Source organism: Mesorhizobium sp. USDA 4413 (assembly GCF_056280365.1).
Genome location: NZ_JBVPRP010000001.1, coordinates 1,204,274 through 1,226,919 on the forward strand (window position 1 = coordinate 1,204,274; position 22,646 = coordinate 1,226,919).

Here is a 22,646-nt window from a genome sequence, read left to right on the forward strand (position 1 = left end):
GGCCCGAATTTGTCCGTTTCCCGAACTCAAGACGACAGCGCAACGCCGCCCGCGGCGATGCTTTTGATGCTTTGCGTCTATGTCTGCTTCACCTTTCTCGACACCTCCAGCAAATATCTGGTGCTGGCCGGCGTCTCGGCGCTGATCGTCGCCTGGGCCCGTTTCACCGTGCATGTCCTGCTGGTCGGGCTTTTCCTGCGCGGTTGGCGCGAGCCGGCGCGCTTTCGCGCCAACAATCTGCCGGCGCACATATTGCGCGGCTGCATGCTTTTCGGCTCGACGATGTTCAACATCCTGGCGCTGAAAACGCTGCAGCTTGCCGAAACCACCTCGATCTATTTCTTCGGCCCGATGGTCATCACCGCTCTTGCCGGCCCGCTGCTCGGCGAATGGGCCGGCTGGCGGCGGTGGCTCGCGATCCTCACCGGCTTTGTCGGTGTTCTGATCATCACCCGGCCCGGCATCGGCGTGTTCGGCATCGGCCATCTCTTCGCACTGGGGTCGATGCTGTCGAACAGCTTCTACGTCATCATGACGCGGCGCATGTCGGCGACGGAAACCTCCGAGAGCCTGATATTGTTCTCGGCGCTGGCGCCGTCGGTGCTGCTGGCCCCGATGCTGGCCTCCGTGCCCGCGCTGCCCCATGGCGGCTTTCAATGGTTCATCGTCCTGATGCTGGGCGTCTTCGGCGCCGGCGGCCACTATCTGCTGGTGCGGGCTTATCGCCTGGCGACCACGACGCAGTTGGCGCCTTTCCCCTATTCGCAGATGGTGTGGATGATTATCTCCGGCTGGGTGATTTTCCACCAGTTCCCCGACCGCTGGACCTTGCTGGGTGCGGCCATCATCGTTGCCAGCGGGCTCTACATCATCCACCGCGAGCACAGGCTTCGCGTGCGCAACTCCGCCTCGCTCGACACCGAGGCAGAGGCGCTTGCGAAAAAACTTTGATTTGCTCCGAATCCGGTGGCATAAGGCCGTTTTAAAAAATTTAAAGACCTGAATTGAGAGACCCTGGGGAGCGAAGGGCACTGGCACAGAAGATCAAGCTTTCGACGATCGCGGATGCGCTCGGTGTGTCCACGGCAACGGTATCGCTGGCGCTGCGCGACAGCCCATTGGTCGCAGGCTCCACGCGCGAGCGCATCAAGGAGCATGCCCGCGCCATCGGCTATATTTACAACCGCCGCGCCGCCTCGTTGCGCACCTCGCGCTCCGGCATCGTTGGCGTCGTCGTGCACGACATCATGAACCCGTTCTTCGCCGAGATCCTGCGCTCGATCGAAAGCGAGCTCGACCGCAGCCGGCAGACCTTCATCCTCTCCAACCACTACGACCAGCTGGAAAAGCAGCGCACCTTCATCGACACGCTGCTGCAGCTCGGCGCCGACGGCGTCATCATGTCGCCGGCCATCGGCACGCCGGCCGAGGACATCATCATGGCCGAGGAAAACGGCCTGCCGGCGGTGCTGATCGCGCGCACCGTCGCCGGCGCCGATGTGCCGGTGTTCCGTGGTGACGACGCCTATGGCACCGCGCTTGCCACCAATCATCTGATCTCGCTCGGCCATAAGCGCATCGCCATGGTCGGTGGCACCGACCAGACCTCGACCGGTCGCGACCGCTACCAGGGCTATCTCAATGCGATGGAGGCGGCCGGCCTGGAGGTGAAGCCGTCCTGGCGCATTCCCGGGCCGCGTACCAAGCAGGCGGGGTTCGAGGCCGCCGGGCAGTTTCTGGCGCTGAAGGACAAGCCCACGGCCGCCTGCTGCTGGAACGATCTGGTCGCGATCGGACTAATGAACGGCATCGCGCGCGCAGGCCTTGTGCCGGGCGTCGACATCTCCGTGACCGGCTATGACGATCTCGAGGAGGCGGCGATCGCGACGCCGGCCCTGACCACGGTCTGGAACGGTCAGCGCGAGGTCGGCCGGCGCGCCGCGAGCGCCCTGCTCGACAAGTTGAACGGGCAGGCGGTGCGGCCCTCGCAGGAGCTGATCAAGCCGGAACTGCATGTGCGGCAGTCTACCGGCAAGCCGGTGGAGCGTGCATGACCGAGCCTGAAGGAAAATTGCCGATCGCCATCCTGGTGCCCGCCGATTTCAACGATCATGCCGTCGGTCGCATCGACAAGGCGTTCAACCCCGTGCGGGTCGAACGGGCCGATCCATCGCTAGTCACGGACGAGATGCGCGCGACGGTGCGCGGCGTCGCCTCCTATGCGGGCATCAGCGCCGCGATGATCGACGCGCTGCCCAATCTCGAGATCATCGCCAGTTTCGGCGTCGGCTACGATTCCGTCGATGCCGATCACGCTGCCAAGCGCGGCGTCATGGTCACCAACACGCCCGATGTTTTGACCGAGGAGGTCGCCGACACCGCCATCGGACTTTTGATCAACACCGTGCGCGAGCTCTACGCCGCCGAGAAATGGCTGCGCGACGGCGACTGGGTGGAGAAGGGCAATTATCGCCTGAGCCGGCTTACCTTGCGCGGCCGCAGCGTTGGCATCTTTGGCATGGGCCGCATCGGCCGGGCCGTCGCCCGCCGCCTTGAGGCCTTCGGCCTGCCGATCGCCTATCACAATCGTCGCAAGGTCGAAGGCCTGGCATACGACTATCATGCCACTTTGAAAGGCCTCGCCGAAGCCGTCGACACGCTGATCTGTGTTGCCCCGGGCGGCGCCTCCACGGAGAAGGCGATCAATGCCGAAGTCCTGTCGGCGTTGGGTTCGAACGGCGTCTTCGTCAATATCGGCCGCGGCTCGACGGTGGACGAGGCGGCACTCGCCGCGGCGCTGAAGAGCGGCGCCATCGCCGCCGCCGGGCTCGACGTCTTTGCCGACGAGCCGAAGGTGCCGCAGGCCCTGCTCGACGCGCCCAACACCTCGCTTCTGCCGCATGTCGGCTCGGCGTCGGTCCATACCCGCCGTGCCATGGCCAATCTCTGCGTCGACAATCTCGTCGCCTGGTTTACCGAGCGCCGGCCGCTGACACCGGTGCCGGAGACGATCAACGTCAAGGCGCGCGGCTAGGGCAATCCTAAGGGAGTATGGAGCGGCTTTCCATCTATGATGGTCGCTTATTCCGCTGCGGCGCGGGCGCCTGCCTTTGCCGCCGCGTGCAGGCGCACGGCATCGCCGAAGGCCTTGAAGATCTTGGCGGAGTTGCTGTCCGATTTCACCCAGTATTCGGGGTGCCACTGCACGCCGACCGCGAAGGCGCGGGCATCCTTGACGGAGACCGCTTCGATCGTGCCGTCGCTGGCCAAAGCCTCGACTTGCAGTTTCGAGCCGAGCCGGTCAATCCCCTGCCGGTGCAGCGAGTTGACCTTGATGTCTCCGGCGCCGAACACGCCGGCAAGGCAGCTTCCGGGCTTGATCGAGATCGTCTGATGGATAGCGAAGCGCTCGTCCTGATTGTCGCTCACCGGCGCGCGGTGATCGAGCGAGCCCTCGCGCTCCTGGATTTCGGTGCCCAGCGAGCCGCCGAGCGCAACGTTGAGCTCCTGGATGCCGCGGCAGATGGCAAGCAGCGGCACGCCGCGCTCGAGCGCCTTGCGGATCAGCGGCAGCGTGGTGGCGTCGCGCGCCGGGTCGTAAGGACCGTTGGCCTCGCTCGGGTCGCCATTGTAAAGCGAGGGATGGACGTTGGATTTCGAACCCGTCAGCATGACGCCATCGACCGACGACAGCAATTCGTCGAGGTCGAGCCGGTCGCCAAAGGACGGCACCAGGAGCGGGAACACGCCGGCCGCGGCGACCGCTGCTTCCAGATATTGCTGGGGTGCTGCGTGCCAGGTGTAGTTGTCGAACTGGCGGACGTCGGTCGAGACTGCGACGAGCGGCTGCTGCATTTTGGGTTGGTTTCCATCAGGCCAAGGAGTTGTTCTGCCTATAAAATAAGCGATCCGCCGCGGCTTTTCCATGGCAAGTTTCGCCGCCTCGCATGGGCCAGACGAGAGAATATTAGACTATAGTTGCAGTGGGCCGCTGAATGGCCGCAAGCTTGGTCGCGGCGCTGGACTCGACTTCTTGCCTGTGTATGTTTCTCCCCCAACCGGTCCGGGCACCGACGATGTCCGGCATCGGTCAGCTGATCCGCAAGGGAGGAAACTTAATGGATCGTCGTTCTTTCATCCGCAAGGCCGGTGCCTCCGGCGTGGTCGCAGCCGCAGCGGCCGCGGCACTCGCCACGCCGGCCATTGCCCAGTCCAACCCGAAAGTGACCTGGCGGCTGGCGTCGTCCTTCCCGAAATCGCTCGACACGATCTATGGCGGCGCCGAAGTCTTCTCCAAGATGCTGTCGGAAGCGACCGACGGCAATTTCCAGATCCAGGTCTTCGCTTCGGGTGAGCTTGTGCCCGGCCTGCAGGCGGCCGATGCCACCGCCGCCGGCACTGTCGAAGCGGCCCACACCGTCGCTTATTATTACTGGGGCAAGGACCCCACCTGGGCGCTGGGGCGCGGCCGTGCCGTTCTCGCTCAACGCGCGCGGCATGAACGCCTGGCACTATCATGGCGGCGGCATCGACCTGTTCAATGAATTCCTTGGAACGCAAGGGTTGTACGGTCTGCCGGGCGGCAACACCGGCGTCCAGATGGGCGGCTGGTTCCGCAAGGAAATCAACAGCGTCGCCGATCTCTCCGGCCTCAAGATGCGCATCGGCGGCTTTGCCGGCAAGGTCGTCGAGAGGCTCGGCGTGGTGCCGCAGCAGATCGCCGGCGGCGACATCTACCCGGCGCTGGAAAAGGGCACCATCGACGCCGCCGAATGGGTCGGCCCCTATGACGACGAGAAGCTCGGCTTCTACAAGGTCGCGCCCTATTACTACTATCCCGGCTGGTGGGAAGGCGGCCCGACGGTCCATCTCCTGTTCAACAAGGCGAAATATGAAGAGCTTTCGCCGACTTACAAATCCCTGGTGCGCACCGCCGCGCAGGCCGCGGACGCCAACATGCTGCAGAAATACGATTACGTGAATCCGCCGGCGGTGCGGCGGCTGGTGGCCGGCGGCGCCAAGCTCAGGCCGTTCAGTCAGGAGATCATGGCGGCCTGCTTCGAGAAGGCCAATGAGGTCTATGCCGAGATGGAAGCCAACAACGCGCCGTTCAAGAAGATCTGGGAATCGATCAAGGCCTTCCGCAAGGAGCATTATCTCTGGGCCCAGATCGCCGAATACAATTACGACACCTTCATGATGGTGCAGCAGCGCAACGGCAAGCTGTAAGGAGATTAGCCCCTTCTCCCCGTCTATACGGGGAGAAGGTCCCGGCAGGAGGATGAGGGGCAGCGCCGGCTTCGGCAATTGATTCCCCAATGCCCAACCTTACCCATCCGGCGCTGGCGCTGCCCCTTACCTGCCTGCCGGCATCCTCTCCCCATATAGTGACGGGGAGAGGGACGCCATCATCGGCGGTTTCGCCAATCGCCAACGTGGCAAGGTGAAGGGCTTTGCTTCAGCCCCGGCCCGGCACCACCAGCACCTTGACCTCGCCAGGCGCCGGCGGGTTGGCGATTACGTCGGGCGCTTCCTCCAGGCTGACCTGCCTCGAGATCAGCTTATCGATCTCGATCGCGCCGGAGGCGATCAGCTGCGCCGCCCTTCCATGCGTGAACGGATTGAGGAAGGAACCGAGCACCTTTAGTTCGCGAAACAGAAGATCGAACGGCTCGATCTCCACCTTCATGCCTTGCGGCACCACGCCGACGATCACGACCGTGCCGCCGGCCCTCGCCATGCGCATCGATTGTTCCACCGTGTCGCGCACGCCGGCGCACTCCAGCACCACGTCGACGCCGCCGGGCACCAGGCCCTTCGGCCCGGCGAGGGCCGCGATCGGGTCGCCGGCGCTTGGGTCGATCGTCGCGGTCGCGCCAAGCTCCTCGGCAAGCGCGCGGCGCGAGGCCTGCCTGGTCGACAAGATGATGGTCGCCGCGCCCGCGAGTTTCGCCAGCTGAACGACGAGCAGGCCGATGACCCCGCCGCCGAGCACCGCGACCGATGCGCCCGGCCGGATCGCGGCAAGGTCGATGCCATGCAGGCAGCAGGCCAGCGGCTCGCAGAAAGCGCCATGCGTCGGCTTGAGGTTTGCGGGCAGCCGGAAAGCCTGCTTCTGCGGCATCAATACATAGTCGGCAAAGCCGCCGTCGCGGTGGATGCCGATGGCCCTGAGATTGCTGCAGAGATTGACGCGGCCGGCATGGCAGTGGGCGCAGCGCCCGCAGGCGATGTTGGGATCGCCGGTGACGCGGTCGCCGACGGCAATACCCGACACCGCCGCGCCGACGGCTTCGACGATGCCGGAGAATTCATGGCCGAGTGTCACCGGCGGCGTGCAGGGAAATTCGCCGTGGAAAAGGTGTCGGTCGGTGCCGCAGACGCCGCAGGCCTCGATCCGCACAAGGACGTCCTCCGGTCCCGGCGAAGGCTTGTCCACCTCGCGAAGCGCAATGCTGCCGATTGCTTCCAGCCGGACTGCTCTCATGACGCGGTCACCTCAATTGAAACTCGGTGGCTTCGAAAGGTCGGGCGCTGGCGCCGCCGGCTTGGCAGGCGCCGTGTCGCTGAAATTCGGCGGCTGCGACAGGTCGGGCGTGCCCGGCGCGGCAGGCGGGGCGGCGCCACCATCGGTCGGAGCCGCGCCATTGTCCGCCGGCGGCGTGCCAAGCGGCGCCAGCGAAGGCATGCCGGGGAGCTTGAGGTCGATCGTGCTTGGTTCGACCGCAGCGCCCTTGTAGCGCATGACCATCTGGGGAAAGGCGATGGTAAGCCCGATCATGATCACCTGTATCAGGACGAACGGCACCGCGCCCCAATAGATCTGCCCGGTGCTGACCGGCGCGATCTGCTTGCCGGTGATCCTGTCGAGATAGGGCACGCGGGCCGCGACCGAGCGCAGGTAGAACAGCGCGAAGCCGAAGGGCGGATGCATGAAGCTGGTCTGCATGTTGACGCCGAGCAGCACGCCGAACCAGATCAGGTCGATACCGAGCTTGTCGGCGGCCGGCGCCAGGAGCGGCACGATGATGAAGGCAAGCTCGAAGAAATCGAGGAAGAAGGCAAGCACGAAGACCAGGATGTTGACGCCGATCAGGAAGCCTGTCTCGCCGCCGGGGAGCGAGGTCAACAGATGCTCGACCCAGATATGGCCGTTGACGCCGTAGAAGGTGAGCGAAAAGACGCGCGCGCCGATCAGGATGAACAGCACGAAGGAGGAAAGCCTGGTCGTCGAGGCCAGCGCCTGGTTGACGACCTCCCTCGTCAGGCGTCCCTTCATCGCCGCCATGATGAGCGCCCCGACGGCGCCCATGGCGCCGCCTTCGGTCGGCGTGGCGATGCCGAGGAAGATCGTGCCCAGCACCAGGAAGATCAGCGCAAGCGGCGGGATCAGCACGATCACCACCTGCTGCGCCAGCTTGGACATCATCTTCAGCCCCAGCCGCTGGTCGAGGATGGCGACGACATAGATGACGATGACGCCGACGGCGAAGCCAAGGATGTCGGCATTGTCGCCCTGCGTCGGCGCAAGATAGCGATAGGCGCCGTAGGAGACGGCGCCGGTGACCAGCAGCGCCACGATCAGCGACAGCACGCCGTGGCCGAGCGTGCGGGCTTCGAGCGGCAGCGCCGGCATCGAGTTCGGCCGGACGATCGACATGATCAGGATGTAGAGCATGTAGATGCCCGTCAGCACGAGGCCGGGGATCAACGCGCCGGCATACATGTCGCCGACCGAGCGCCCGAGCTGGTCGGCAAGCACGATGAGCACCAGCGAAGGCGGGATGATCTGGGCAAGGGTCCCGGAGGCCGCGATGACACCGGACGCAACCCTGCGGTCATAGCCGTAGCGCAGCATGATCGGCAGCGAGATCAGCCCCATGGCGATGACGGAGGCCGCCACCACGCCGGTTGTTGCGGCAAGCAGCGCGCCGACGAAGATCACCGCATAGGCAAGCCCGCCGCGGATCGGCCCGAACAGCTGGCCGATCGTGTCGAGCAGGTCCTCGGCCATGCCCGAGCGCTCGAGCACGATGCCCATGAAGGTGAAGAAGGGTATCGCCAGGAGTGTTTCGTTCGACATCACCCTGGTGCCGTAGAAATTGTCGGGCAGTGCATGCAGCAGCGGCCAGGCGAGGTTGATCGACCCGCCGGAATAGGGCGAGACCAGGACGCCGATGAAGAAGAACAGCAGGCCGTTGGCGGCGAGCGAGAAGGCGACGGGGTAGCCGATCAACAGGAAGATGATCAGCGAGGCGAACATGATCGGCGCCATGTTCTGCGCGATGAATTCGATCATTGACGGGCCTCGCCCGCGATCGTCTTGGCTTCCTCGGCCAGCGCCTTGGCCTCGAGCTCGGCCTGCTCATGCGCCGACACGAAGGGATTGGGATCGTCCATGTCGCCGCGCATGATGGCGATCTTCTTGATGATCTCGGAAACGCCTTGCAGCGCGAGCAGGAAGAAGCCGGCCAGCAGGATCGCCTTGGCCGGCCACACGATCAGCCCGCCGGCATTGGTCGACATCTCGCCGCTGCGGAAGGACAGCGACACATAAGGTACGAAATAGATCACCATCAGCACGACGAAGGGCATCAGGAAGAAGAGGTGGCCGAGGAGGTCGATCCAGTGCTGCACGCGTCTCGGGAACATGCCGTAGACGATGTCGATGCGAATATGGTCGTTCTGCTTCAGCGTGTAGGCGGCGGCCAGCATGAAGGCGGCGCCGAACAGATACCATTGCAGCTCCAGCCAGGCATTGGAGGAGGTGTCGAACACCTTGCGGATGACGGCATTGCCGGCGCTCACCAGGATGGCGAGCAGGATCAGCCAGGAGACCCAGCGGCCGATGAACTCGTTGATGCGGTCGATCGTCCTGGATAGAGCGAGCAGCCCCGCCATGCATAGTCCTCCCTGGCGCATCGGCCCGAAAATCACGTTCGATTTTCGGAAAGCACGATGCGTTGACTCAAAGTGCCATGCGGCGCGCCCGATTCCCCCTTCCGGTGTCGCACCGCTTGGCCCAACGATATGCAGTGCGTGGTCCGGCAGGTCAACATGACAAAGCCGCGGCAAACAGATCGGCACGCCGGACAGCGGCGGAATGCCGCCGCCTGACGATGCGTCATGCGACGAAAGTCTGTGGGCAACGACAGTCTGGGGACACGAAAGTCTGGGAGCTTAGGCGATCTTGGCCTGGTCGCGCCCGGCGCCGATCAGCACCAGCATGGCGACGAGGAAGAGATAGATCCAGGCGTCGCGCCATTCGAGCGGGAAATAGCCGGCCCAGAGCGATTCTGCCATGCCGAAGGCCGCGGCGCCAAGCGCTGCCTTGAGCGGTGACAGATAGCCGCCGACCGCCGTCACGAACAGGATCTTGAGGCCGTAGACCAGCCCGGTGCCGAAGGAGACATTGCCGTAATAGAAACCGGCAAGCACGCCGGCCAGGGCGGCGCAAAGGCCGCCGAACAGCACGGCGCGGCGGAACACCGCGGTGACGTCAACGCCGCACATCGCCGCCGCTTTCGGATCGTCGGAGACGGCGCGCCAGGCGCGGCCGAAGCGCGAATGCGTAAACAGCCAGGCCGCCAGCGCGACCACCGCGATGACGCCCGCGCAGTCGAGCAGCTGGATCACGGTGAGCGTGACCTTGAAGCCGTTGCCCTGGGCAAAGATGACCGGGGTGGCGAGCATTGGCGGCAACCAGAGGTCATGCGTGTCGGCGGCGATGCGGCTCGCCTCGGACAGGAAGAGCAAAATGCCGAGCGTCGTCACCACGATGGCGTTAGGCGAGCGGTCGGCGAGCCGCTCGAAAACGCTACGCGACAGGACGTGGCTGATCAGCACCGCATAGAGAATGGCGACGGCCACGCCGAGCGCCACAGCGGCGGCGAGCGTCAGCCACAGCGCCTGATAGCCGAAGGCGGCGGTCAGGATCATCGTCTGGCCGCAGAAGGCGAACAGCGCGCCGTACGCCAGGTTCGTACGGTGCAGAATGCCGTTGGTCAGCACATAGCCGAAGGCGAGCAACGCATAGAGCGCGCCCGAATGCAGCCCGTTCAGCACCTGCTGGAAGAAATAGAGCATGCGGCGTTCCTACAGCGCCGCGCGTCCTTCTGACGCGCAAAGGACGCTGTAGCGCTTTGGTTTTGCGCATGATCCTTTCCAAAAATCGTTCTCGTTTTTTGGGGTCATGCGCGGGGTCGTACCTTGACCTCCATCTGGACCGTTACATTCGGAATCTAACTTGTCAAACACGTTTTATCGGTTAGATTTCTGTCATGACGGTATCCTGGACCCCGCATCGTTTCACCGGCGGCATCCTTGCGCTCGATACGGCGAACACCGTCGTGCTGCGCAACGATCCGCAAAAGTCCTTCGACCGTTTCGACGACCCGGCCGAGATCGCCCGCTTCGCCGAGGCGGCGAGCGGCTTCCGCGCCGCCGAGCTCGGCGGCCGGCGGCTGCAGGCGCCGGAACCGGGGGAGATAAAACCGATCGTTATCTCGATCCGCGAAGCGACCGATCGCCTGTTTCGCCACGCCGTGTCGAACGGCGCGGTGGCGACCAGCCACCTGCCGGATTTTCTCACAGCCTGCGCTGGCGGGCTTGCCGGCAGCGCGACCGAGATCGGGACGCCGGGCCAGCCTTTCGGCGATCCGGCCACGCCGATCGCCTTCGAGGCGGCCTTGGCCGTCTCGGCGCTGTCGCTGCTGCGAGACGAAACGTTGGCGCGGCTTCGGATCTGTCCCAATTGCAGCTGGCTGTTTGTGGACCGCAGCCGCAATGCCAGCCGCTTGTGGTGCGACATGGCCGTTTGCGGCAACCGCCAGAAGGCAAACCGCTATTACCGCCGCCGTACAGCGGCGAGGGAGGTCAGCAATGCTTAGGAAATTGTCGCGTTCGGCTCTGGTCGGCGCCGCCCTGGTCGCCGCTGTCGCGCTCGGCGCCTGCCGCGACACCGGCAAGGACCAGCTCTTTGCCATTTCCGGCAAGCTGTTCGAGTTCAACTACCGGCTGGCCATCGCCACCTATGTCATCACGCTGAAGCCGCTGCGGCCGATGGTCGACGGCCAGGTCGCGGTAGTGAGTTTCCAGAACCCGGCCGGCGGCCAACCGCTCGTTGTCCACCAGAAGATCTGGCCGAAGCTGCCCCACATCACGCTCACCAGCCCGCCGCTCTCCTGCGTGGTCAAGGACAAACCTTACAAAGTCTCGATCCGCATCGAGGATTCGAGTGGCACGCTGCTGCAAAGCATCGACACCACCATGACCTCGTCGGAGGACCAGACGATGCTGCCGGACCGGCCGCTGGTAATCGGACCGAAATACGAGCTCAATCCGGACCTTGCTGGCCACCCGGATGGCAAACTGCCCGACGAGCAGAAGCCTGACTGCTCGAAAGCGACCTGAAACGCGCGGAGCTCACGAAATTTTTGTTCTTCACGAAGCGGCTAGCATGATCTTGCATGCGCCGCCGACCACTCGCCAGACCGTTTGTTGCATGTTATCTGGCCTCTGCGATTTTGTTTGACCTCACCGCCAAGGGACGAAAGACTGCGGCGTCCCGCTCCGACGTTGGCTGCCTGATTTGTGGCGCCTCCGCAGAGGAAATACCTGATGACGCTGCACGACGTCGCGCTCGACGACAAGTTCGACCTTGGCAAGGAGCGCGTCTTCCTGTCCGGCGCGCAGGCGGTTGTGCGCATGCTTCTGATGCAGCGCGAGCGCGACCGCCGCGCCGGCCTCAACACGGCGGGCTTCGTCTCCGGCTATCGCGGCTCGCCGCTGGGCGGCCTCGACATGCAGCTGTGGCGGGCGAAGAGGCAACTCGCGCAGGCCGACATCGTCTTCCAGCCCGGCCTCAACGAGGAGCTTGCCGCCACCGCGTGCTGGGGCTCGCAGCAGACCGAATTGCTGGGCGAGGGCACGCATGACGGCGTCTTTTCGGTCTGGTACGGCAAAGGGCCGGGCGTCGACCGTTCCGGCGACGTCTTCCGCCACGCCAATCTGGCGGGCTCCTCGAAACATGGCGGCGTGCTTGCCCTGATGGGCGACGACCACATGGCCGAATCCTCGACCAACGCGCATGCCACCGAATTCCTCTTCGTCGACACCATGGTGCCGATCCTCAATCCGGCCGGCGTCCAGGAGATCATCGACTACGGCCTCTATGGCTTTGCCATGTCGCGCTTCGCCGGCACCTGGGCGGCGATCAAATGCGTCAAGGACAACATCGAATCGACGGCCTCGGTCGATGCCTCGATCGAGCGCCTGAGCATCGTCATTCCCGAATTCGACATGCCGCCGGGCGGCCTCAACATCCGCCACGAGATCGACATGCTCGGCCAGGAAGAGCGGCTGCACGAGTATAAGCGCGCCGCCGCTTCGGCCTTTATCCACGCCAATGGGCTGAACCGCATCGTCTATTCCGGCGGCCGCAATCCCAAGCTCGGCGTCATCACCATCGGCAAGAGCTATCTCGACGTCCGCCAGGCGCTGGAGGATATCGGCATCGACGAACAGGCCGCCAACCGCATCGGCATCCGCCTGTTCAAGGTCGGCTGCCCGTGGCCGCTCGACTTCCAGCACATCGCCGAGTTCGCCCGCGGCCTCGACACCATCGTCGTCGTGGAGGAGAAGCGCTCGCTGATCGAGGTGCAGTTGCGCGAGAACCTCTACGGCACCGCCGTCCATCCGGTGATCGTCGGCAAGAAGGACGAGCGCGGCGACTGGCTGTTTCCGGCCAAGGGCGCGCTCGACCCGAACGAGATCGCCATCGCGCTCGGCGAGCGGATCCTGCGCACCATCGGCCCGTCGGAAGAGATCGCCGCGCGGGTGGCGAAGCTGCGCCAGTTCCAGGCGATGCTCGCCGACACCGTCGACATCGGCTCGCGCACCCCTTTCTTCTGCTCGGGCTGCCCGCACAATTCATCCACCAAGGTGCCGGACGGCTCGCTGGCCGCCGCCGGCATCGGCTGCCACTTCATGGCGCTGTGGATGGACAGGAACACGGTCGGTTTTACGGCTATGGGCGGCGAGGGCGCGCAATGGGTCGGCCAGGCCCCGTTCTCGAAGCGCGACCACATCTTCCAGAATCTCGGCGACGGCACCTACAACCACTCCGGCGTGCTGGCGATCCGCTTCGCGCTGTCCTCCGGCGCCAACATCACCTACAAGATCCTCTACAACGACGCCGTCGCCATGACCGGCGGCCAGCCGCATGAGGGCGGTCTGACCGTCGATATGATCGCGAGGCAGGTGCGTGCGGAGGGCGTCGATCGCATCGCCGTCGTCACGGACGAGCCGGACAAATATGCCGGCAAGGCCGATTTCCCGGCCGGCATCACCATCCATCACCGCGACGATCTTGACTTGGTCCAGCGCGAGTTGCGCGACGTGAAGGGCGTCTCGGTGCTGATCTACGACCAGACTTGCGCGGCCGAAAAGCGCCGGCGCCGCAAGCGCGGCACCTTCCCCGATCCGGACAAGCGAGTCTTCATCAACGAGCTGGTCTGCGAAGGCTGCGGCGATTGCGGCGTGCAGTCCAACTGCGTCTCCATCCAGCCGGTCGAGACCGAATTCGGCCGCAAGCGCCGGATAGACCAGTCGAGCTGCAACAAGGATTTCTCCTGCCTCAACGGTTTCTGCCCGTCCTTCGTCACCGTGCATGGCGGCAAGATCAGAAAGGCCGAAGGCATTGCCGGCAAGGCCGATCCTCTCGACGGCGTGCCGGCGCCCGCTGAATTCCGCATGGGCAACCAGGGCTGGGCGGCGATCATCGACGGCGTCGGCGGCACCGGCGTCGTCACCGTCGGCGCGGTGCTCGGCATGGCCGCGCATCTGGAAGGCAAGGGCTGCGGCATGATCGACATGGCCGGCCTCGCCCAGAAGGGCGGCTCGGTCTTCACCCATGTCCGCATCGCCCCGACGCCTGAGGACATCCACGCCATTCGCGTTTCGGCCGGCAAGGCCGACCTTGTGCTCGGCTGCGATCTTGTCGTCTCCGGCGCCAAGAAGGTGCTGGGCGCGGTGCGTGAAGGCCATACGATCTTCCTCGCCAACACCGCCGAGATCATGCCTGGCGAGTTCACCCGCTCCGCCGACTTCTCGCTGCCGGTCGAGCGGCTGAAGAAGGCGATCCGGGCGGCTGCCGGCGACGACAAGGCGCATTTCTTCGACGCCACCCGCACGGCGACCGCTCTGTTCGGCAATTCGCTCGGCGCCAACATGTTCATGCTCGGCTTCGCCTTCCAGCATGGCGGCCTGCCGCTTTCGGCCGCAGCCGTTGAAAAAGCGATAGAATTGAACGGCGAAGCGGTGGCGATGAACATCGCCGCATTCCGCTGGGGCCGCCGTGCGGCGCATCAGCCCGACTTCGTGCGCGGTCTGGTCGCCCAAACCGGCAAGCCGGCGGTAAAACCAGCCGAGACGCTGGACGATATCATCGCCCGCCGCGTTGCCTTCCTCACCGCCTACCAGAATGCCGCCTACGCCAGGCGCTATGCCGACCGTGTGGCGATGGTGCGCGCCGCCGAAGCCAAGGCCGTACCCGGCTCCACCGCCGTGACCGAGGCCGCCGCCAGGAACCTCTTCAAGCTGATGGCGATCAAGGACGAGTATGAGGTGGCGCGGCTCTACACCGACGGCACCTTCGCCGCCGACCTCGCCAAGCAGTTCCAGAGCTATGAGAGGCTCCAATTCCATCTTGCGCCGCCGATCCTCGGCCGGCGCGGCAATGACGGCAAGCCCCGGAAATCGAGCTTCGGCCCGTGGATGATGAAGGGTTTTCGGCTGCTGGCGGCGATCAAGGGCCTGCGCGGAACCGCCTTCGACCTTTTCGGCTACACGGCCGAGCGGCGCATCGAGCGGCAGTCGCTGAGAGAGTATGAGGCCGATCTCGACCTGATCTCCGGCGCGCTGGCGCCGGGCAGGGTGGAGGCCGCGACGGCCCTTGCCTCCGTGCCGGCGCTGATCCGCGGCTTCGGCCATGTCCGGCAGGCCAGCGCTGCGAAGGCGGCGGGCGAGCGCTCGCGCTTGATAGAGCGTCTGGCCCAGGCTCCGGCGGAGCCGGCGCTTCGCGCGGCGGAGTGAACGCGCGGCGCGTCGATAGCGCGCCAAATCCTCCCGGGTTTCCTGGCCTGTCCCGCGCATCGCAACCCTCTGCAACCGTGGCCGAGCGCCCTTCTAAGCCTTTCTTAAGGCAGCTGTGGCATGACAAGGCGTAGTGTTGGGCCAACGGCATGGGTAGAACAAAGACCGAGAACATCCCGGCGGATGTTTATATCCAGTTTGTGCGGTCGTTGTTCGACAACGCGCACATGCTGGTGATCGGTGGCGTTTGCTACTGGATCCTCGGCTTCATGATCTATTGGCGGACGCACAACCCGCTGTTTCTAGCCTTTTCTTTCGCTCTGCTCTCCATCAGCCTTTTCCGTTACGCAGGCATACGCGGCTTTCTGAAGGCAGGCGGCACAATAGCCAATGTTGAAGAGGCCCGGCGGTGGGAGCGCAACTATATCCTCAAGGGCAGCCTGCAAGGCCTGGGGCTCGGTTCGCTGTGCTTCATATCGATCTACGTCTATCCTGATCCCTTTGCCGAGCTGGCTGCGACGTCGCTGACCATCGCGACGCTGGTTACGGTTGTCGGCCGCAACTACGGCTCCCCGCAGATGGTGCGGATCTTCTCTGTGACCTTCATCGGTCCGGCGGCGCTCGGGCTCTTGCTGCGCATGGATTTCCCGTCGGTCCTGCTCGGCCTGATGATCATCCCGCTGACCTTCATCACCATCAACAGCGCCGACCATGTCCGCAACGTGCTCTTCTCGGCCGTCATCGGCCATAAGCAGGCCAGGAACCTCACGCGCCGGTTCGATCGCGCGCTTAACACCATGTCGCACGGTCTGGTCATGCTGGGGCCGGACGGACGCGTGGCGGTGGCCAATGCCGAAGCCGCCCGCCTGATGTCGCTGAAGTCGGGCGATGCCTTGCTCGGACGCTCGATCCACGGCCTTTTGATGCGCGGCGTCGCCGGCGGCATGCTGGCGCCGAAAGACTGCCGCTACATCGAGGCGCAACTGACGCGCGCCTTGCGCGAGGGGCGCGACCGCAAGGTGCTGGTTTCGCTTGCCAACGGCCAGCATTACGAATTCTCCGCCCGCGAAGGCAGCCAGGAACTGGGCGTCATCACTTTCGAGGATGTGACGGGGCGCGTCGAGGCTGAGGAAAAGATCCGCTTCATGGCGCGCTACGACAATCTGACCGGCCTGCCGAACCGCGCCTATTTCCACGAGCTGGTCGGCGAGGCCATGGCCTCCGGCGACCAGGACCGGCTCTGCGGCCTCGCGGTGCTCGATCTCGACGACTTCAAGAGCGTCAACGACACGCTCGGCCACCCGGTCGGCGACGGGCTGATCTACGCCGTGGCCGAGCGCCTCTCGGCGATTGCCGGACCGGGCATCACCGTCAGCCGCTTCGGCGGCGACGAGTTCATGGTCTTCTTCGACCGTGTCGAGGACGAGAGCCATCTCAGCACCCTGCTCGACCGGATCTTCGCGGACTTGCAGGGCGAAGTGGACGTCGCCGGCCACGGCTTGCGCATCCAGGCCAGCGGCGGCGCGGTGCTTTCCAAGGTCAAGGACACCGACGCTGACGCCATGATCGTCAAGGCGGACCTTGCCCTCTACAAGGCCAAGGAGCTCGGCAAGAACAGCTGGCGGCTGTTCGAGGCGGCCATGGATGCCGCCTTCCGCAATCGCCAGCTGATGAAGGCCGATCTGCGCAATGCGGTGCAGGCCAAGGATTTGCGCGTGGTCTATCAGCCGATCGTGGCCGTCAGCACAATGCGCATCGCCAGTTGCGAGGCGCTTTGCCGTTGGGACCATCCCGATCTCGGCCCGATCTCGCCCAGCGTCTTCATCCCCTTGGCCGAGGAGATGGGCATCGTTTCCGACATCAGTACTCTCGTGCTGGAAGCCGCATGCGCCGAATGCGCCAAATGGCCGGCCCAGACCAGCGTGTCGGTCAACCTGTCGGCCAAGGATTTCCGCAATCGCGATATCGTCCAGAAGGTCAGGGACGCCTTGGCCAAATCGGGTCTGGCGGCGCACCGGCTCGAAATCGAGGTCACCGAGACCGCGCTGCTCGACGACAAGTCGCTGACGCGCGAGTCGATCGAGGAATTGAAGGCGCTCGGCGCGCGCATCGCGCTTGACGATTTCGGCACCGGCTATTCCAGCCTGAGCTATCTCCACAAGCTGCCGCTCGACAAGATCAAGATCGACCGCTCCTTCCTTGTCGATGTCAACCAGAACCGGCAGTCGCTCGATCTTCTGAAGGGCATTGTCGGCCTGTCGCGGACGTTGGGCCTTGCGGTCACCATCGAAGGGGTCGAGACCTTCGAACAGCTGAAGACGCTGGTCCATTTGGTCAAGCCGGACTTCGTGCAGGGCTTTCTCTTCGGCGCCGCGCTCAGCGCGTCGGGCATCGAGACGATGTCGAGCGTCACATGGCCATTTGCCGCGGACCTGCACATCGCCGGCAAACGGACAGCCAGCTAGGAAGCAATTCCAGGAAAAGTGGATACCGGTTTTCCGTCCGGAATTGCGTCAACAACGAGCAATTCCAGGAAAAGTGGAAATCGGTTTTCCGTTCGAAGTTTCGCCAAGGCCAGAGAACAAATCCAAAGAAAAGCGGGAGCCGCTTTTGTGTTAGAAATTGTTTTTGAAGTATGGGAAAATTCAGAAAAGGTGTAAAGAGGTTATTGCGCCAAAAAAGTATGCGCTGCATGAAAAGGTGGCCGCTACCGCATAGTATAGTCTGAGACAGACTGGCGCTTACCAGCTCTGGTTCTGGATTGACCCGGGCGACGACCGTCAGGCTGGATCAGTCAACAGCCGGCATCGGGCGTTGCTTTCCCCGCGAAAGATAGGCGAAAACGTGCGCCGCCATTAACGTTAACAAGCGGTAAATCAGCAATATCGAATTTTCAGCTTGTGTCTCATTTCAACTCGAATAGCCTAATTGCAGGCGGAATTCGAGGATCGGCAATGGATGCTGTAAGGAAGAGTGCGTCGGCTGGCGCCAGCGCGAGAATGGACTCCGCGCTCAACCGATCCATGATGGAACTGCTGGACCACGTCGAATATCGCCTGATCACCGGCGGAGAAGATCTCGAGGCGATCTACCGGCTCCGCTACAATTCCTACGTGCGCTCAGGCATGTGTGGCCCGATCGCCAGCGGCATGTTCGAGGACCGTTGGGATAACCTGCCCAATTCCTACAGGTTCGGCGTCTATTGTTACGGTGAATTGGTCAGCACGCTGCGCTTTCACTACATTTCCAGCGAGCAGCCATACTCGCCCTCGATCGACGCCTATCCAGAAGTCTTGCTTCCGCGCCTCGCCCGCGGCGAAACCTTCATCGACGGAACCCGCTTCGCAACCGACCCCGACAGCGCGCCGGCGCCTGGAGTGCTGCCGTTCCTGACGCTCAGGATCGCCATGGTTGCCTCCTGTTACTTTGGCCAGGACTCGGTGCTTACACCCGTCAAGCTCGAACATTCCGCCTTCTATGCCCGTTTCTTCAATGCCGTGCAGCGGAGCGAGGCCAAGCAATTTCCGGGTGTTCTTGCCCCGATCGCCCTGTTCGAAATTCCCGCCGGCGAAAACATGCGGCAGACGCTCGAGCGGCTGCCGTTCTTCAAGTCGACGCCGATGGAGCAGCGGCTGATGTTCGGCAATCCGGCCATCAACCGGCTGACGCCCCTCTCGATTGTGCCGACGGCGAAATACTATCGCGCCGCTGCCTGAACGCAGGCCATGAACCTTTCGCCGGCTGCGGCGTTAGCAAGCAATTCAAGGAAAAGTGTGAGCGGTTTTCCGGCCGGAATTGCGTCAAAACAAGCTCCGCAGCCGCTCTGTCACGCGACCGCGCGCGCCCCAAGAAAGGATTCCCGCATGACCATCCACTCGCTCGCGCTGACGCCGCTGATCTCGCTGATCGCCGGCGTGCTGATCCTGGTGATGCCGCGGCTCCTCAACTACATCGTCGCGCTTTACTTGATCGTTGTCGGCCTGCTCGGCCTTTTTCCCCATCTCGCCGGCTGAAATCTCCCTCGCAGCGCGGACGAAGTCGCGGCTTTAATTTCAACTTTCGTTTGAGGCTGTTGTCGCAGGCTGTGCGGCAATAGCGCCATTGCTCTTGGTTCGGCTTTTCGCTATGTGCCTCACAGGGATTTTCGAAGGGGTACTTCCATGGCTGATCACTCGCCGACCGGTCCTGTCGAGCTTGGCGCGCAGATGGACTATGCCGAGCACGACCGTACCTACAAGGCCTTCCTCGGCCTTGCCAAATACGGCTCGCTGGTCTGTGCCGCCATCCTTATCGCTATGGCCTTCGGCTTCTTCGTCGGCGGCTTCTTTTCGGCGACCATCTTGTTCATCCTGATCATGGCCGTCGGCGCTCTCATTCTACGGTAGATTTCCCAAGCCAATTGCACTCGACGTCACCGGACGTCCCGGCCGACGCCTTGCGCAATCAAGGTTCCAGCCGAAAGGATCATCCGGTGGGACAGATAGTATTCATCCCTCGTGAGGTTGACCCGAACGAGCCGCGCGTCGCGGCCTCGCCCGAGACGGTCAAGCGCTTGGCGGGTCTCGGATTCGACGTGATCGTCGAGAAGGACGCCGGCCTCGGCTCCCGCATTCCCGACCGGGATTTCACTGCTGCCGGCGGCACGATCGGAACGGCGGCCGCCGCCAAAAAGGCCGATGTCGTGCTGAAGGTGCGCCGGCCGACGGATGCGGAGCTGAAGGACTACAAGCCGGGCGCCGCCGTCATCGCCATTATGGACCCTTATGGCAACGATGCCGCGGTGGCCGCTATGGCCAAGGCCGGCATCACCGCCTTCTCCATGGAGTTCATGCCGCGCATCACCCGCGCGCAGGTCATGGACGTGCTGTCCTCGCAGGCCAATCTCGCCGGCTACCAGGCGGTGATCGACGCCGCCGCCGAATATGACCGCGCGCTGCCGATGATGATGACCGCTGCCGGCACCGTGCCGGCCGCCAAGACCTTCATCATGGGCGTCGGTGTCGCCGGCCTGCAGGCGATCGCCACCGCGCGCCGCCTCGGCGCCGTAGTCACCGCCACCGACGTGCGCCCGGCGGTGAAGGAGCAGGTGCAGTCGCTCGGCGCCAAATTTCTGGCGGTCGAGGACGAGGAGTTCAAGGCAGCCGAGACCGCCGGCGGCTACGCCAAGGAAATGTCGAAGGAATATCAGGCCAAGCAGGCGGCGCTCACTGCCGAGCACATCGCCAAGCAGGACATAGTCATCACCACGGCGCTGATCCCTGGACGGCCGGCGCCGAAGCTGGTGTCGGCCGCCATGGTCGCCTCGATGCGACCGGGTTCGGTGATCGTCGACCTTGCGGTGGAGCGCGGCGGCAATGTCGAGGGCGCGGTGCCCGGCAAGGTCGTGACGACGGAGAACGGCGTCAAGATCGTCGGCCACCTCAACGTGCCGGGCCGTGTCGCCGCATCCGCCTCGCTGCTCTATGCCAAGAACCTTTACGCCTTCCTCGAGACGATGGTCGACAAGGCAACGAAGACGCTCGCCATCAAGCGCGACGACGAGCTGGTCAAGGCGACGATGCTGACCGACGCTGGCCGGGTCGTGCATCCCGCCTTCGCCAAGGCGGCGGAAGAGCCGCGCACCGAGCCGCCGGCTATTCCGGCGACGACCATGGTTGCCGATGCCGCCGACGTAAAGCCGGCGGCAAGGAAGAAGTCCGCAGCCAAGCCTAGGGGGACCGCGTGATGGACGCCTTGCAGAAAGCTCTCGATCAACTCGATCAGGCGACGGCCGCCGTGCGGCTCGCGGTGCAGGATCTCGCCAACAACGCGCCGGGCGCGGCCGATGCCGCCGGCGGCGCGGCGCACGCGCTTTCGGGCGGCGCGATCGATCCCTTCGTCTTCCGTTTCGCCATCTTCGTGCTGGCGATCTTCGTCGGCTATTATGTCGTCTGGTCGGTGACGCCGGCGCTACATACGCCGCTGATGGCCGTCACCAACGCCATCTCCTCGGTCATCGTCGTTGGCGCGCTGCTCGCGGTCGGCATTGCCGCTTCCGGCCTTGCGGCGGGCTTCGGCTTCGTCGCCCTGGTGCTGGTTTCGGTCAACATCTTCGGTGGCTTCCTGGTGACCCAGCGCATGCTCGCCATGTACAAGAAGAAGGAAAAGTGACGTGACCGTCAATCTCGCTTCCTTCCTCTATCTGGTCTCCGGCATCCTGTTCATTCTGGCGCTGCGCGGCCTGTCGCACCCGACCACCAGCCGCCAGGGCAATCTCTACGGCATGATCGGCATGGGCATTGCCATCGCCACCACGCTGGCGCTGGCGCTGCCTTCGGCCGGCCGCTTCGGCCTGATCGTGCTCGGTCTCGCCATCGGCGGCGGGGTCGGCGCCTATGTGGCGCGCCGCATCGCCATGACCTCGATGCCGCAGCTCGTCGCCGCCTTCCACTCGCTCGTCGGCTTCGCCGCCGTCATGGTGGCCGCCGCTGCCATCTACGCGCCGGAAAGCTTCGGCATCGGCACGGCGGGCGACATCCATGCCCAGGCGCTGGTCGAAATGAGCCTTGGCGTCGCCATCGGCGCCATCACCTTCACCGGCTCGGTCATCGCCTTCCTCAAGCTCGACGGCCGCATGTCCGGCAAGCCGATCATGATCGGCGGCCGCCACATGATCAACATCGCGCTCGGCGCCGCCCTTGTGGTGCTGATCGTGCTGCTCGTCTCCACCGAATCCAAGCTTGTCTTCTGGCTGATCGTCGCCGCATCGCTGGTGCTCGGCGTGCTCTTGATCATCCCGATCGGCGGCGCCGACATGCCGGTCGTGGTGTCGATGCTGAATTCCTACTCGGGCTGGGCCGCGGCGGCACTTGGCTTCACCCTCGGCAATCTGGCGCTGATCATCACCGGCGCCCTGGTCGGCTCGTCCGGTGCGATCCTGTCCTACATCATGTGCAAGGGCATGAACCGCTCCTTCATCTCGGTCGTCCTCGGCGGCTTCGGCGGCGAGACGGCTGCGGCGGCGAGCGACGGCATCGAGCGCACCGTCAAGCAGGGTTCGGCCGACGATGCCGCCTATCTGATGATGAACGCGCAGAAGGTCATCATCGTGCCCGGCTACGGCATGGCGGTCGCCCAGGCGCAGCACGCGTTGCGCGAAATGGCCGACAAGCTCAAGGCCAACGGCGTCGAAGTGAAATATGCCATCCATCCGGTCGCCGGCCGCATGCCCGGCCACATGAACGTGCTGCTCGCCGAGGCCAACGTACCTTACGACGAGGTGTTCGAGCTGGAGGACATCAACTCCGAGTTCGCGCAGGCCGACGTCGCCTATGTCATCGGCGCCAACGACGTCACCAACCCGTCCGCGCGCGACGACAAATCCTCGCCGATCTACGGCATGCCGATCCTCGACGTCGACAAGGCCCGCACCTGCCTCTTCGTCAAGCGTTCGCTGGGTTCCGGCTACGCCGGCATCGACAACACGCTGTTCTACAAGGACGGCACCATGATGCTGCTCGGCGACGCCAAGAAGATGACCGAGGAAATCGTCAAGGCCATGGATCACTGATCCA

At 64.2% G+C, this 22,646-nt stretch carries 18 protein-coding genes and 1 pseudogene; 14 read left to right on the top strand and 5 right to left on the bottom strand.

Features of this window, described 5'->3' with window-relative positions:
• The first annotated feature begins 66 nt into the window (after positions 1-66).
• The 3 genes from ACVMIM_RS06025 (at position 67) to ACVMIM_RS06035 (ending at position 3,034) form a co-directional block, all read left to right on the top strand.
• Positions 67-951, top strand: a complete 885-nt coding sequence (locus tag ACVMIM_RS06025) for a DMT family transporter (protein WP_476111119.1) — start codon at positions 67-69, stop codon at positions 949-951.
• Between the two features lie 80 nt (positions 952-1,031).
• Positions 1,032-2,054, top strand: coding sequence for a LacI family DNA-binding transcriptional regulator (locus ACVMIM_RS06030; RefSeq protein ID WP_140811547.1), 1,023 nt, complete (start codon positions 1,032-1,034; stop codon positions 2,052-2,054).
• Entirely contained in the window at positions 2,051-3,034 is a 984-nt protein-coding gene (locus tag ACVMIM_RS06035; RefSeq protein ID WP_476111121.1) for a 2-hydroxyacid dehydrogenase, read from the top strand. The genes ACVMIM_RS06030 and ACVMIM_RS06035 overlap by 4 nt, the downstream gene beginning before the upstream one ends.
• 47 nt (positions 3,035-3,081) lie before the next feature.
• On the opposite strand, the gene ACVMIM_RS06040 is transcribed toward ACVMIM_RS06035, so the two are convergent.
• Positions 3,082-3,855 carry a gamma-glutamyl-gamma-aminobutyrate hydrolase family protein gene (locus tag ACVMIM_RS06040; protein ID WP_476111123.1) on the bottom strand — a complete coding sequence of 258 codons (774 nt, stop codon included), beginning with the start codon at positions 3,853-3,855 and terminating at the stop codon, positions 3,082-3,084.
• 263 nt (positions 3,856-4,118) lie between these two features.
• Between ACVMIM_RS06040 and ACVMIM_RS06045 the strand changes: the two are divergent.
• A pseudogene (locus ACVMIM_RS06045) lies at positions 4,119-5,229 on the top strand (TRAP transporter substrate-binding protein).
• 229 nt (positions 5,230-5,458) lie between these two features.
• Here ACVMIM_RS06045 and ACVMIM_RS06050 read toward each other — a convergent pair.
• The 4 genes from ACVMIM_RS06050 to ACVMIM_RS06065 form a co-directional block, all read right to left on the bottom strand.
• Positions 5,459-6,487, bottom strand: a complete 1,029-nt coding sequence (locus ACVMIM_RS06050) for a zinc-dependent alcohol dehydrogenase family protein (protein WP_476111125.1) — start codon at positions 6,485-6,487, stop codon at positions 5,459-5,461.
• Between the two features lie 12 nt (positions 6,488-6,499).
• Positions 6,500-8,299 (bottom strand): TRAP transporter large permease, encoded by a 1,800-nt coding sequence (locus ACVMIM_RS06055; protein ID WP_476111127.1) that lies wholly within the window; start codon positions 8,297-8,299, stop codon positions 6,500-6,502.
• Positions 8,296-8,901, bottom strand: coding sequence for a TRAP transporter small permease subunit (locus tag ACVMIM_RS06060; RefSeq protein ID WP_278047148.1), 606 nt, complete (start codon positions 8,899-8,901; stop codon positions 8,296-8,298). Before ACVMIM_RS06060 ends, ACVMIM_RS06055 begins: the two co-directional genes overlap by 4 nt.
• Before the next feature lie 279 nt (positions 8,902-9,180).
• The gene (locus ACVMIM_RS06065) at positions 9,181-10,086 is read right to left on the bottom strand and encodes a branched-chain amino acid ABC transporter permease (protein WP_041000234.1); all 906 of its coding nucleotides are present in this window, start codon (positions 10,084-10,086) and stop codon (positions 9,181-9,183) included.
• A gap of 194 nt (positions 10,087-10,280) precedes the next feature.
• On the opposite strand from ACVMIM_RS06065, the gene ACVMIM_RS06070 reads away from it, so the two are divergent.
• The 10 genes from ACVMIM_RS06070 to ACVMIM_RS06115 all read left to right on the top strand — a co-directional run bounded on the left by ACVMIM_RS06070 (position 10,281) and on the right by ACVMIM_RS06115 (position 22,642).
• The gene (locus ACVMIM_RS06070) at positions 10,281-10,889 is read left to right on the top strand and encodes a CGNR zinc finger domain-containing protein (protein ID WP_476111130.1); all 609 of its coding nucleotides are present in this window, start codon (positions 10,281-10,283) and stop codon (positions 10,887-10,889) included.
• On the top strand, positions 10,882-11,412 hold the full coding sequence (locus tag ACVMIM_RS06075; RefSeq protein ID WP_476111131.1) for a hypothetical protein: 531 nt from the start codon (positions 10,882-10,884) through the stop codon (positions 11,410-11,412). Before ACVMIM_RS06070 ends, ACVMIM_RS06075 begins: the two co-directional genes overlap by 8 nt.
• A 180-nt stretch (positions 11,413-11,592) precedes the next feature.
• Entirely contained in the window at positions 11,593-15,093 is a 3,501-nt protein-coding gene (locus ACVMIM_RS06080; protein WP_476111133.1) for an indolepyruvate ferredoxin oxidoreductase family protein, read from the top strand.
• Between the two features lie 149 nt (positions 15,094-15,242).
• Positions 15,243-17,558: a putative bifunctional diguanylate cyclase/phosphodiesterase gene (locus tag ACVMIM_RS06085; protein WP_476111135.1), complete on the top strand. Its 2,316-nt coding sequence runs from the start codon at positions 15,243-15,245 to the stop codon at positions 17,556-17,558.
• A 558-nt stretch (positions 17,559-18,116) separates the two neighbouring features.
• The gene (locus ACVMIM_RS06090) at positions 18,117-18,809 is read left to right on the top strand and encodes an N-acyl amino acid synthase FeeM domain-containing protein (RefSeq protein ID WP_476111137.1); all 693 of its coding nucleotides are present in this window, start codon (positions 18,117-18,119) and stop codon (positions 18,807-18,809) included.
• Positions 18,810-18,956: 147 nt separating this feature from the next.
• Positions 18,957-19,106 carry a DUF3096 domain-containing protein gene (locus ACVMIM_RS06095; protein WP_023729728.1) on the top strand — a complete coding sequence of 50 codons (150 nt, stop codon included), beginning with the start codon at positions 18,957-18,959 and terminating at the stop codon, positions 19,104-19,106.
• A 147-nt stretch (positions 19,107-19,253) separates the two neighbouring features.
• Positions 19,254-19,478 carry an aa3-type cytochrome c oxidase subunit IV gene (locus tag ACVMIM_RS06100; protein ID WP_041000220.1) on the top strand — a complete coding sequence of 75 codons (225 nt, stop codon included), beginning with the start codon at positions 19,254-19,256 and terminating at the stop codon, positions 19,476-19,478.
• Between the two features lie 86 nt (positions 19,479-19,564).
• Positions 19,565-20,818, top strand: a complete 1,254-nt coding sequence (locus ACVMIM_RS06105) for a Re/Si-specific NAD(P)(+) transhydrogenase subunit alpha (RefSeq protein WP_476111139.1) — start codon at positions 19,565-19,567, stop codon at positions 20,816-20,818.
• Positions 20,818-21,243 (top strand): proton-translocating transhydrogenase family protein, encoded by a 426-nt coding sequence (locus ACVMIM_RS06110; protein WP_041000216.1) that lies wholly within the window; start codon positions 20,818-20,820, stop codon positions 21,241-21,243. The genes ACVMIM_RS06105 and ACVMIM_RS06110 overlap by 1 nt, the downstream gene beginning before the upstream one ends.
• 1 nt (position 21,244) lies before the next feature.
• The gene (locus ACVMIM_RS06115) at positions 21,245-22,642 is read left to right on the top strand and encodes an NAD(P)(+) transhydrogenase (Re/Si-specific) subunit beta (protein ID WP_476111141.1); all 1,398 of its coding nucleotides are present in this window, start codon (positions 21,245-21,247) and stop codon (positions 22,640-22,642) included.
• Positions 22,643-22,646 lie beyond the last annotated feature (4 nt).